The organism is SAR324 cluster bacterium, assembly GCA_029245725.1.
In the GTDB taxonomy this organism is placed as follows: Bacteria; SAR324; SAR324; order SAR324; family NAC60-12; genus JCVI-SCAAA005.
This window is the reverse complement of record JAQWOT010000339.1, coordinates 1-11437: the sequence shown is the minus strand read 5'-3', so window position 1 is coordinate 11437 and position 11437 is coordinate 1. Positions and strand designations below refer to the sequence as shown.

Annotated in this window: 10 protein-coding genes; 9 read left to right on the top strand and 1 reads right to left on the bottom strand. The window is 45.6% G+C overall.

Annotation, left to right across the window (positions count from 1 at the left end; all coding sequences use genetic code 11):
- The 7 genes from P8O70_18380 to P8O70_18350 form a co-directional block, all read left to right on the top strand.
- Positions 1 to 212 (top strand): hypothetical protein (locus P8O70_18380; protein MDG2198807.1); only part of this gene is annotated, 212 nt, incomplete at its 5' end.
- Between the two features lie 279 nt (positions 213 to 491).
- Positions 492 to 1325: a dienelactone hydrolase family protein gene (locus P8O70_18375; GenBank protein ID MDG2198806.1), complete on the top strand. Its 834-nt coding sequence runs from the start codon at positions 492 to 494 to the stop codon at positions 1323 to 1325.
- Between the two features lie 279 nt (positions 1326 to 1604).
- Positions 1605 to 2201, top strand: coding sequence for a helix-turn-helix domain containing protein (locus P8O70_18370; GenBank protein MDG2198805.1), 597 nt, complete (start codon positions 1605 to 1607; stop codon positions 2199 to 2201).
- Between the two features lie 43 nt (positions 2202 to 2244).
- Positions 2245 to 3834: a TolC family protein gene (locus tag P8O70_18365; protein MDG2198804.1), complete on the top strand. Its 1590-nt coding sequence runs from the start codon at positions 2245 to 2247 to the stop codon at positions 3832 to 3834.
- 13 nt (positions 3835 to 3847) lie between these two features.
- Positions 3848 to 4948 (top strand): efflux RND transporter periplasmic adaptor subunit, encoded by a 1101-nt coding sequence (locus P8O70_18360; GenBank protein MDG2198803.1) that lies wholly within the window; start codon positions 3848 to 3850, stop codon positions 4946 to 4948.
- Positions 4949 to 4959: 11 nt separating this feature from the next.
- The gene (locus P8O70_18355) at positions 4960 to 8151 is read left to right on the top strand and encodes an efflux RND transporter permease subunit (protein ID MDG2198802.1); all 3192 of its coding nucleotides are present in this window, start codon (positions 4960 to 4962) and stop codon (positions 8149 to 8151) included.
- A gap of 116 nt (positions 8152 to 8267) precedes the next feature.
- Entirely contained in the window at positions 8268 to 8558 is a 291-nt protein-coding gene (locus tag P8O70_18350) for a hypothetical protein (GenBank protein ID MDG2198801.1), read from the top strand.
- A 54-nt stretch (positions 8559 to 8612) separates the two neighbouring features.
- On the opposite strand, the gene P8O70_18345 is transcribed toward P8O70_18350, so the two are convergent.
- Positions 8613 to 10370 carry a hypothetical protein gene (locus P8O70_18345; protein ID MDG2198800.1) on the bottom strand — a complete coding sequence of 586 codons (1758 nt, stop codon included), beginning with the start codon at positions 10368 to 10370 and terminating at the stop codon, positions 8613 to 8615.
- A 371-nt stretch (positions 10371 to 10741) separates the two neighbouring features.
- On the opposite strand from P8O70_18345, the gene P8O70_18340 reads away from it, so the two are divergent.
- Both P8O70_18340 and P8O70_18335 read left to right on the top strand, forming a co-directional pair.
- Positions 10742 to 10927, top strand: coding sequence for a hypothetical protein (locus tag P8O70_18340; GenBank protein ID MDG2198799.1), 186 nt, complete (start codon positions 10742 to 10744; stop codon positions 10925 to 10927).
- Positions 10928 to 10968: 41 nt separating this feature from the next.
- Positions 10969 to 11304: a CidA/LrgA family protein gene (locus P8O70_18335; protein ID MDG2198798.1), complete on the top strand. Its 336-nt coding sequence runs from the start codon at positions 10969 to 10971 to the stop codon at positions 11302 to 11304.
- The last annotated feature ends 133 nt before the right edge of the window (positions 11305 to 11437 follow it).

The window sequence follows — 11437 nt, the reverse complement described above, 5'->3', positions numbered from 1 at the left end:
ACCTAGGAGTCAGTCCAGATTATTCCCTCAGTACTGTGCTGCCAGCTACCCCTGATGATGACACCCTGCTTCAAGCAGCGATTGAATTTCTGGAGACAGGCAGTGTCAGCCAAGCCACAACCAGCCGTCGTGCCACAAAATTCCCGCTCTTGCTTTCTGTTCCTCCCTACACACACCCCTGGGATGGCGGCAGTCGTCGATCTCTCCAATGAGCCTCATGCTTATGAAGATTCATCAAATTTCAACTAAGATGTTCTAGTTGTTCATCGTTAATGAACAACAATAAAGAAATACTCTAATTTCGAATGGTTGAATAGATCTGTCTTTTCGAAGATTTGATTATTCATAGTTCCCTTGATTCCTTGGTTGTCAGTATTAAAGAAGGCTGCTAGCGTTTTTGTATCAAGATACTCAAATGATTATCTCGATGAATCATTCATCCCCTTACAGAGATTCAGATGCAAGAGCATGCAGCGAGCTTGGCTCCCAAAATGGAGTTCAGCCGCCGAGAGTTTGTTGTTGGAGGTTTGGCAACGGGTGGATTCGCTCTGGCTGTGCAGCCGATACAAGCACAGTCTGCAATTACCACGGACAGTAATGGACTCGTAGCGAGTGAAATCAACATCCCCACCACAGATGGAAGTATCCCAGGGTATTACGCTCGCCCAGCTGGAGACAGAATTTATCCAGTTGTACTGGTGATTCAGGAAATTTTTGGAGTCCATCAGCATATTCAAGATGTCTGTCGGCGCTTCGCAAAATTGGGGCATCTAGCCATTGCCCCTGAACTGTATTATCGGCAAGGGGACGTTTCAAACTTCAAAGATTACCGTGAGATTATCGGCAAGGTGGTTTCAAAAGTACCGGATACCCAGGTGATGAGGGACCTTGATGCAGCGGCAGCATGGGCTGGATTGAAACACGGAGACACCACCAAGATGGGAGTTACTGGCTTCTGTTGGGGTGGCCGGATCACTTGGTTGTACACGGCGCACAATCCCCTGATTCGGGCGGGTGTGGCGTGGTATGGTCAGTTGGAAGGGGAACCAAATGAGCTGAAGCCTCAAAATCCGATTGATCTTGTCGACCAGCTCAATGGGCCTGTCTTGGGACTCTATGCAGGAAAAGACCGGGGGATTTCATTGGAAAGCGTGAATCGGATGAATAGTGCCTTGAAATCCAATGGATCGGTCTCTGAAATCCGTGTCTATGATCAGTCCCAACATGGTTTTCATGCGGATTACCGCCCAAGCTATGACCCTGAAGCAGCCACAGATGGTTGGCAACGGCTGCAACAGTGGTTCCGACAGCATGGTGCTGCCTGAAAGTGCCTTTCAAAGTGTGACGGACTTCAAAAATCTATCGAAGTCCGTCTACAGCAACTTTGCATCCTCTTCATAAATTTCTCCAAAATTCATTAAAATTTTTTCATTTCAGAAAAAATTTCTTATCAGATTTTGACCAAATGAAAAAAATGGTCACCAGTCCAATTTTAGATTTGACAGGGAGTTGACCGGATGACTAAACTGGTCATCAAAACTAATTCATATTAAAAATAGTAAAACTGAATAACCAATATCGCACTAGGAAAGCCCCTCGAACTTATGAACGGGATGGAGCAACAAATCCAAGCTGCTGCTGAAAAACTATTTCTCCACTATGGGTTCCGAAAGACCAGTGTGGATCAAATTGCCAGGGAAGCAGGTATTGGTAAGGGAACGATTTATAACTATTTCCGAAATAAGGAAGAGCTTTTTGGCAGTTGCTCACAGCATTGGCGAAACTTAATAGATGAGTACCTGCACAAGCATTGCGATCATAGTCTTGAACAGCCAGCCCGATGGATTCAGAAGGTTGAACTGCGTCTACAATTTATTCGCAAATTGATTGGTCCCAGTCTTGTCACCGAATCAGTGATGAAGGAATTGGTTGAAGCCACTTTCTTGCTGACTGATCGCGAAGAAGAATTACTCGAAGAGACTCTGTTATTGGTAGAGGAGGGTCAGCAAAAAGGATCTATTCGGCCTCAACTGAATAAGCTGGAGACAGCGAAAACACTTCTACAGATGGAGAGACTGTGGGTTCCCCGTTGGCTCTCCCTCACTGATTGGGAGATGGTTTGTGAGGAAGTTAAGCAACTTCACGAACTTATTTGGTACGGGTTGTACCTGCCAGAGCAACCTCCAGCAGTTAAAAAATGAGATGAGACATCCACTTTTTGAAATTTTTTGGAGAAGGAGAGATTTGCGTAAGTTTCTATTTCTTAGTTTGGTGTTCGGTTTCCCAGGTATTTTGTCAGCTCAACTTCCAGAAGACTTGATCAGTGACCCGCTAGTTGCGGAACTAGCTGAGCGTGCGGAAATCATAAGTTACGACAACCGTGATGTGGTGAAGGTGTCGCTCGAGAATATTCTGCTGCTAACCATCAGTCGAAGCTTGAGTTTAGAGGCTTCACGTTTATCAAAGGATATTGCTAGCCAGGATCTGAAGTCTGTGCAAGCACGCTACATTGATCAAATCACGACACGCACAGGTTTAGAACGAAACACAGTATTGACCAATGATCCAACTCAGGTTCCCAAGGACACTTATGCAGTCGGTAGTCTATCTGACTCCTTACAATTTTCCTCTACCTTTGCTCGGCGCTTAAGAACTGGCAGTAGTTATGGATTTACTCTGCAAGAACGGTTTTATCAGAGTGAAACTTTGAGCCGCAAAGAGGAAATGGATTCTTTGGATTCAGGCTCCTCAGGGAATTGGCGAGACGTTACCTCAGTCAGAGCCTTCGCTAGCATCCCGTTTTTCCAGGATGCAGGAGAAGAAATCAACAACCTACCAGAACGCTTTGCAGAATTGGGAATCGATCGCAGCACCGCATCCATCAAGCAGGCAGAATTGGCTCAATTAGCCATGGTTGCCTCTACCTATTGGGATATGGTAGCTGTCTTGGAAAACATCGAGGTTCAGAAGTCATCTGTTGAACTCTCTGAACAGTTGCTCCAAGACAATCAGGCTCGGCTGCAAGTCGGGACGCTGAATCGGACAGATGTACTGGTGGCTGAAACCCAGCTTTCCAGAGATCGTCAATCGTTGTTTTCAGCCAGATTGGATGCATTGAGAATCGAAGATCAACTACGAGCAGTTTTGAATTTAGGTGGACTAGAGCTTGGTTTTTACCCAAGCAATCGCCCGGAATTGAGAGATTTTTTTCCAGACCCTGAGGATCTACGGGCTCAGATTCTTGAAAATGATCCACAATTGAAATTGCTCGAAATCGCCATGAATAGCAGCAAGCTGGAGGTTCAGCAGGAAGAAAACAAGCTGCAAACCAACTTGGATCTAGACTTGAGTTACACGATGACAGGCTATGCGAACACACCTCTGGTAGGTGCTGGAGACTTTATAGATCCAGGCCTGCATGGGTTTCAGGCTGCACTGACCTGGACTGTTCCTCTCGGAGACCAAGCTACACCAGAGAGAGTCAAGCAAAAGAAAATTCAACAGGAGCAAATCCTACTGAACATAGATAGCCGAAAGTCAGAGCTTGATGTCAGCCTACAAACAATTTTACGAGATCTGGAATTGGCGGAGCAAGAAGTCAGTACTGCTCAGGCAGTGGTCAAACTGGCGGAGGAGCAGCTACAAAACGAGATTGAGCGCCTCAAATTGGGGCAAGGTACTAGTTTTCAGATGTCACAGTTCCAGCAACAGCAGTCTCAGGCAAAAGCACAAGATATCCTTGCCCGTGTCCGCTATGAAAAAGCCTACCTTCGTCTGCTGACCCTTACAGGGCAGATTTACGAAGAATTCAACCTCAATCGAACAAAGTCCTAGGAGGCTAGTCGGAATGTTTAAGAATCTTCAAAGAAATACGCTGAAACTGCTTAGTCTTATTTTGCTTTCTTGGCTGATCACTGCTTGTGAAAAGCCTGATGAGCAGCCAAATGCTCAAGTGTTGGCTACCCAAGCTGCTGCGATAGTGGAAGCTCCTGCACCACCTAAGCGAGTCAACGTAGCTACATTGACCCTGGCTCCTCAGTCCCTACAGCACAAGATTGAATTTGTCGGGAAGTTACTACCGAACGAGCGTGTAGATGTCCATAACGAGCTTGCAGGGGTCGTAGAACAAGTGAAGTTTGAAGAAGGGGACAAGGTTTCGAAGGATCGAGTTCTGGCCCATATCTCAACGAAGGAATTGACAGTTCGCAGAGATATGGCCCAGGCAGACTTTCAGTTAGCTGAAATCAATTACCAACGAAATCTCCAGTTGGATCGCAAGCAGCTGATCGCTCGCTCAATCCTTGATCAAAGCCGTACGCAACGTCAGCTTGCGAAGTACAATTGGGATCTGGCAGAGGTGCAGTTGCAAAAATCTTTGGTTAAGGCTCCGATCAGTGGAGTGGTTAAGGTTCGGAGGGTGGAGCCTGGAGAATATTTGAAAGTTGGTATGAAGCTATCTGAAATTTTAGATTTGCGGAAGATGCGTGTAGAGTTAGATGTGCCAGAATTGGATATTGCCAAGCTCCAGAAAGGACAGACTGTCAAAATTGAACTCTATGCGGAATCCGGTAAACTTTATGATGGCAAAATTCATCGCATTGGAGTGGAAGCGGATGCTCAGACACGTTCTTTCCCAGTAGAAGTTCAGATGGTGAATCCCAAACAACGCCTTCGGTCAGGAATGCTGGCAAAAGTGTCGATTGATTTAGGTATCTCTGAAAATCAGGTTGTCATTCCAAGAAACGCCATTATAGAGGGAGAACTGGAACGTGTGGTCTTTGTGGCTTCTGATGGCAAGGCAAAGCGTCGAATCATCGAAACTGGGATCAGTGAAGACAATCTGGTTCAGGTGATTTCCGGACTCCAGCATGGAGAATCCTTGATTGTCGAAGGCCAAACGAGGCTGATCAATAATGAACCCATCAACATCACTCGCAGCGATTCCTGAACGGTTTTTTCATGTATCCAAGTCACATCGCCATTCGTAACGCCGCCTCGATTTTTGTACTGATTATCATTGCTGCAGTGATTGGTTTTCAGTCCTACCGCAGTCTACCCAGGGAAGCTAGCCCAGACATTACAGTCCCCATTCTAATTGTCACAATTCCTTTTCCCGGAGCATCTCCGCAGGACGTTGAGTCTTTGATTACTTACAAGGTTGAGAACGAATTCCAAAATCTCAAAAGTCTCAAAAAGCTGGAGTCCACATCGTCGGAAGGCATTGCCGCAATTACCTTGGAATTTGATCCAGACTACGAAATCAGTGAGGCAAGAACCAAGGTTCGTGAAAAGCTGGATACCGTCACACCAGAACTTCCTGACGATGCAGAAGATCCAGTGATCAGCGAGATCAACTTGTCAGAACAACCGATGTTGTTGATCAATCTGTCCAGTACATTGGAATTACAAAGATTGACTGAGGTTGCTGATGATTTGAAAGAACAGATTGAGGCGATTCCAGGGATTTTGGAAGTTCGTCGCGTTGGAGGAGTAGAACGGGAGATCCGCGTCTATGTCAATCCAGACAAGCTACAGTACCACAATCTGGATCTAAACCAGGTAACTCGGGCCATTTCTGCTGAAAACACGAATATTCCCGGTGGTACGATCGAGATGGGACCCACCAAATACCTAGTACGGGTTCCAGGTGAATTTGAAACGCCGATGGCCATCAATGAGGCCTTGGTTGCAGTTTCTGGGGATCAGGTTCCCATTAGGGTCAAGGATCTGGGTCGAGTTGTTTTTGGTTTCAAGGAACTTTCAAATCGCTCTCGTCTTGATGGCCAGGAATCTGTTTCTTTGAGTGTTATCAAACGCAGTGGCGAAAACCTGTTGGCGATCCGGCAGCAAGTTCAGGATTTGGTGAAAGAGTTTGAAGCAGAACAACGGGGTGAGATTCGTTTCACAATCTTGGCTGATTCCGGAAAGTGGGTAACCCAGCTTGTCTCAGACTTGGAAAATAACATTATCTCCGGCTTCATCCTTGTTTTTGTCGTGCTGTTGGTGGTGATGGGGATACGCAACGCCCTTTTCGTGGCAGTCTCCATTCCACTTTCCTTCCTGATGAGCATGTGGATCATGCAGACCATGGGATACACCCTGAACTTCATCGTGTTGTTCAGCCTGATTTTAGCCCTAGGCATGCTGGTGGACAATGCGATTGTTGTGGTGGAAAACATCTACCGACACATGCAGGGTGGAAAAAATCGATTTGAGGCTGCTCTGATTGGAATCAAGGAAGTAGGTGGTCCCATCACCTCATCAACCCTCACGACCCTAGCTGCCTTCGGGCCCATCATCTTCATGCCGGGAATCATAGGTGAATTCATGACCTATCTCCCGCAAACTCTGATCATCACACTCTCCTGTTCACTATTTGTTGGGCTGTTCATCAATCCAGTCTTGTGCTCAACGATGATGAAAGTTAGTGCCAAAAAGTTGGGCAGTAGTGAAGATGAGCTTGCAATCCTGCAGAACTCAAGATTTCTGCAAGGTTATTTGAATTTCATGAAAGGGCTGATTCGATTTCGCTTTCTTGCCTTGTTAGCTGCGCTGGGAGGAATCTTTGGCATCATTTTCATCTATGCCACGGTATCTGCACCTCGTAATGGAATGGAATTTTTTCCACCCTCAGAGCCGCAGGAATTTGTTCTCAACATAAGAGCTCCTGTCGGGACTACACTTCAGGTTTCAGACAAATACGTCAATGAATTGGAAGATATCGTCCGCCCATATGGAGGAAGTGTAGAATCGGTTGTAGCGAATATTGGACAACGACGTGGCTTTGGAGCCGGAGATTCAGGCGGTACGACTACTCATATTAGCCATGTTGTGGTTCCTTTCCCTGATTGGATGCATTGGCAAGAGAAACCATCGGAGGTAATCGAGAAAGTCAGAGATAAGCTCTTTGATGTGACTGGGGTGGAAGTGGAATTGACCAAGCAACAGAATGGACCTCCTAGCGGAAAACCCATCAATATTGAAGTTCATGGAACTGATCTGCGCCTAATGCAGAAAGTTGCTCAGGATATTCAGCAGATCATTAGAAATTTGCCAGGATTGGTTGATCTGTCGGATGATTTTGATCGAAGCAGGCCAGAAATTAGGGTTTTGATCGACCGTGATAAAGCATCCCGTCTTGGGCTAAGGGCTCAAGAGATCGCATCTACAGTGCGAACAGCTTTTAATGGTAGTAAGGTCTCAAATTTCAGAGACGGAAGTGACGAATACGATATTTTCGTGCAGTTGGATGAGAATTTTCGTAGCAACTCTCGGGACCTTGAATCTCTCTATATCTTCACACCCTCAAGGCAGTTAGTTCCCTTGAGTGAAATTGCTGAAATCACCACAGGTCCAGCTTTTGGCTCCATTCGTCATGTTGATCGTGAACGGGTGATTACTGTTTCTGGAAATAATCGGGAAATTCCTGGACCTGTTTTGCTGGGCCAAGTACAGAAAAAGCTTGCTGACTTTCCTCTGCCCAGTGGAATTACTCTCGAATACACCGGTGAAAACGAAAATCGTGAGGAGTCCCAAGCCTTTTTGGGGAAAGCTTTCTTGATAGCAATCTTGCTCATTTTCCTGATCCTGGTGACTCAGTTTAACTCTGTAATGTTGCCGTTTATCATTATGCTGGTTGTTTTCCTTTCTCTGTCAGGGGTCCTTGTTGGCCTGATCATTCATGATCGCCCGTTTTCCCTGATCATGACAGGTATTGGAGGGATTTCTCTGGCAGGAATTGTAGTGAATAACGCGATTGTTTTGGTTGATTTCATCCAACAGCTTCGCTCAAAAGGGTTTGCGGCCTTAGATGCGATCGTGACTGCTGCAGCTGTCCGACTCAGACCGGTGCTGCTGACTGCTGTGACGACCATTCTAGGTTTGATGCCGATGGCTCTAGGTATGGATATTAACTTCTTCCGCTGGCCCAATCCTATCCTCTTGGGAGTGCCTAGTGGGGTCTTTTGGAAGCCAATGGCACTAGCTGTGATTTATGGAATCAGTGTGTCTACTCTGCTCACGCTGATTGTTGTCCCAATCCTCTACTCATTACAAGAGAGTCTGAAAAATGTCTTTGGAAGACTCTTTGGTGTTGGTAGAAAAACTCAAAATTCTGAGGATGAAGAAAGTTATTTTCCAAAAGTAGCATAAGCTGATTTAGGTCCTTGCATTTTGCATTGGGTAGGGGCATGGTGTTTGCGTTCCCTCTGAGAACAACCTTCCCTAGATCACTATTTTTCTTTCATGGATGACAAAAAGGAGTCAGCATGAAGCTGCAACGTGTCCCCGTCGGCCTACCTGAAATCAGCGCTCTTCAACTTCGCCAAGAACATCTCTCCTGGGTACGCACCCAAGCTTCTGAGTGGGGATTGTTACGCAAGGAAAATCAGAGTCTTTATCGCGGCAAAGCTTATGATGCAGAAGTATTTGCGGTGGTGAGAACTGTGATGAAGGAAAATGACATCGAATACGTCGGATTTGTGGGAGATCAACAGATCACAGTTGGACCGGATCTGTTGATGACCAAGCTAGAGGTTGAGCAGAGTTTCTCCGCCTAGTTTAAAGAGTCCCGAGGTGCCGCTCGGGACTCACTTGTCATCTTATGAGATGATCTATTCTACAGTTCTTCCAAAAGCGTAACGTCTGATTTGCCTTCCATGGCTGGAAATTTCTTCTCCTTTCCAGGGTAGGCCATCCCGAAATACACCTTCGAATTTGATCCCGTCAGCATGAGTGTATGACCCCTTGCCTTGCGGAATCCCTTTGATGAAATTTCCCTGGTAGCGGTCCTTGTTGGGCCAGATATAAGTTCCCTCACCTTGAAAGAAGTCATTTACGAATTCTCCCATGTACAATCTTCCGTCTGGCCATGAGAAAGTCCCTTTCCCATGTTTTTTACCAGTTAGAAAGTTCCCGATATATTTCCTTCCATCTGCATGGTTCAATTCACCTTGTCCGTGGATCAGTCCTTTCTTGAAATTACCAATAATCTTTTTTCCATTTGACCATGTCAATTGACCCCTACCCTCAACCACACCCTTATTGAATTCACCGGTGTAAATTCTTCCATCTGGCCAAGCCAGGGTCCCAGCACCATCAGGTAAAGACTCCGAGAACTGACCTGTATATTTTTTCCCATCTGGCCAAATCAAAACACCATCTCCATCAATCTTCCCATCCTTGAAAGATCCTGTAAATTTGCGTTTATCCGCAAAGGACAGGGTGCCATTCCCGTGCATCACTCCTTCGCGGATATCACCAGTGTATTCTCTCCCATTTTTGAATGAGAAGTTCCCGCGCCCGTGCGGCTGATTTTCTTTGATCTCGCCTATGTATCTGGTCCCATCAGCGAAAGTATAAACACCCTTACCTTGTTTGATTCCATTTCGGAATTCACCTGTGTACAAGGCTCCATCAGGCCAACTGTAGGAGCCTTTGCCGTTAAGTTGTCCGTTACGAAACTCACCAGCGTATTTTCGTCCATCAGCCCAAGTGTAGCTTCCTTCTCCATCCTCTCTGCCATAGCTGAAGTCACCGACATACTTTTCACCATTTGCGAAGAAGAAAGCCCCGCTGCCATGGGGAATTCCGTTGTTTAGTTCACCTTCATATCGTTTCCCATCTGGCCATCGATAAATACCACGTCCTTCTAATTTGTTATTCTTGAAATTTCCGTAATAGGTCCGCCCATCTGGCCATTGGTAGCTTCCAATTCCATCAAGTTGATCGTTAACAAAGTTGCCAGAGTATTCGCGCCCATCTGGCCACTTGAGAATCCCCTCTCCGTTGAATTGCTCATTGTTGACCTGTCCTTGATAGCTTCTGCCGTCTGGAAAAAGAAAATCACCTTCACCTTGGGGCCGACCCTTCTGAAAAGTTCCTTTGTACTTTCTTCCATCGTTCCATTGGTAGATCCCTTGACCCTCAAAAAGGCCGCCAACAAATTGACCTTCGTACTTTTCGCCATCACTTTGTACGAGAGTCCCTTGACCCCAGGGCTCGCTATTCTTAAACTGACCAACGTACATGCTCCCGTTTGGAAATTTGATGGTTCCGTCACCTGAAATTCGGTAATTTCTTACGGGTCCTACAAATCGACTTCCATCAGGAAGATTCAGAATCCCCATGCCATCTGGCTGACCATCTTTGAAAATGCCCACAAATAGCGTTCCATCAGGTAAAGTACCTGTGCCGGTCCCGTGCGGAACTCCATTCTTTATCTCACCTCGATATGCTTCCTCTGAAACTGGATTCCCAGCTTTGGACCAACTGTTATTTTGGTGATCAAAAAATAGCTCTGCTGCAAACGATTGAGTGGAACTCAACATCAGGAGTGCAGATATCCATAATTTTAGTATCCTTTTGGGCATGTAACCTCCTCGTTTAATGAGAAAGAGTGATCTTCTTGAATGATTCAAATTTGTCGTTTTCGTTTTAGGTAATTTTTCATCCATGAATTTGGAACACAAAAAAATGTGAAATGAATTTTGAATACATCCAAAAAGTAAATAGAATAGAAAACTTTCAGCAAACTATCACAATTTTAGACAGGATTTTAAATTTTTTTCAATTGGTGAGATCAGCAGTGGAATTCAGTTAAGTCTAGAAAATAGTGTGTTCGGTGTTGGATTTGAAAAGCACCACTAAGACTAATTATTCTGACAAGGGCTGTAGCTGACAAGAATTGTATTCAGCAAAGCCCCAAAATTATTACAAATCGGAGATGAACAAAATGGAGAAGATGAATAAGCAAAAGATGCCTGCAGAAATCGGTAAGCTTTTCGGACTGCTCTACGATGGTGAAAGCGAGTTGTTAGTTCGAATTGCCAGTGAGAATTTAAAAAAACAGCAGACCAAGCAAGATTGCCAGAATGAGGAGATTAACTCGGAGGAATCAATGAGTCCAAAGGACCCCATCAAACCATGACTGAAATTCTCAAGGCGTTTACTTTTTTATTATGATTTCAATTGCTGGGTACTGCGGCTGTGATGGGGCTAGGAGTGCCGATTCCTGGACCGGTGGCAGGATTACTTTTTCTGATTGGCTGGCTGGGAATGAATGCTCCCAGACCTAAGTTGTTGAAGGAGACTGCCCAGGGGTTGATTGCCCATTTGTCTTTGCTCTTTGTTCCAGCTGCGGTGGGAATTGTTCAACATTTGGATCGGCTTGTTTTGGAGGGAAAGATCCTGTTGACCGCGGTTGTGGTCAGTACAATACTGGCCTTGATCGTCGGAGCTCTGACCTTTGTAGTGATGGTGCGCTTAACAGGGGCCTTACCAGAGGGTGAGGAACTGCGATCATGAACCCAATCAATGAAGTTCAGGATATTTGGGCTTATCTCCAGACAACCCCATTGCTCTGGTTGATGTTGACCATGATGGCCTATCTTGTGGGATTTTGGTGTTTTGAAAAAGTGAAACGAAGTCCAATTGTGAG

Bases quoted from the DNA above. Each gene is read 5' to 3' on its own strand.
- P8O70_18360 (MDG2198803.1), top strand. From the start codon at position 3,848: ATGTTTAAGAATCTTCAAAGAAATACGCTGAAACTGCTTAGTCTTATT.
- P8O70_18345 (MDG2198800.1), bottom strand. From the start codon at position 10,370: ATGCCCAAAAGGATACTAAAATTATGGATATCTGCACTCCTGATGTTG.
- P8O70_18355 (MDG2198802.1), top strand. From the start codon at position 4,960: ATGTATCCAAGTCACATCGCCATTCGTAACGCCGCCTCGATTTTTGTA.
- P8O70_18350 (MDG2198801.1), top strand. From the start codon at position 8,268: ATGAAGCTGCAACGTGTCCCCGTCGGCCTACCTGAAATCAGCGCTCTT.
- P8O70_18370 (MDG2198805.1), top strand. From the start codon at position 1,605: ATGAACGGGATGGAGCAACAAATCCAAGCTGCTGCTGAAAAACTATTT.
- P8O70_18340 (MDG2198799.1), top strand. From the start codon at position 10,742: ATGAATAAGCAAAAGATGCCTGCAGAAATCGGTAAGCTTTTCGGACTG.
- P8O70_18375 (MDG2198806.1), top strand. From the start codon at position 492: ATGGAGTTCAGCCGCCGAGAGTTTGTTGTTGGAGGTTTGGCAACGGGT.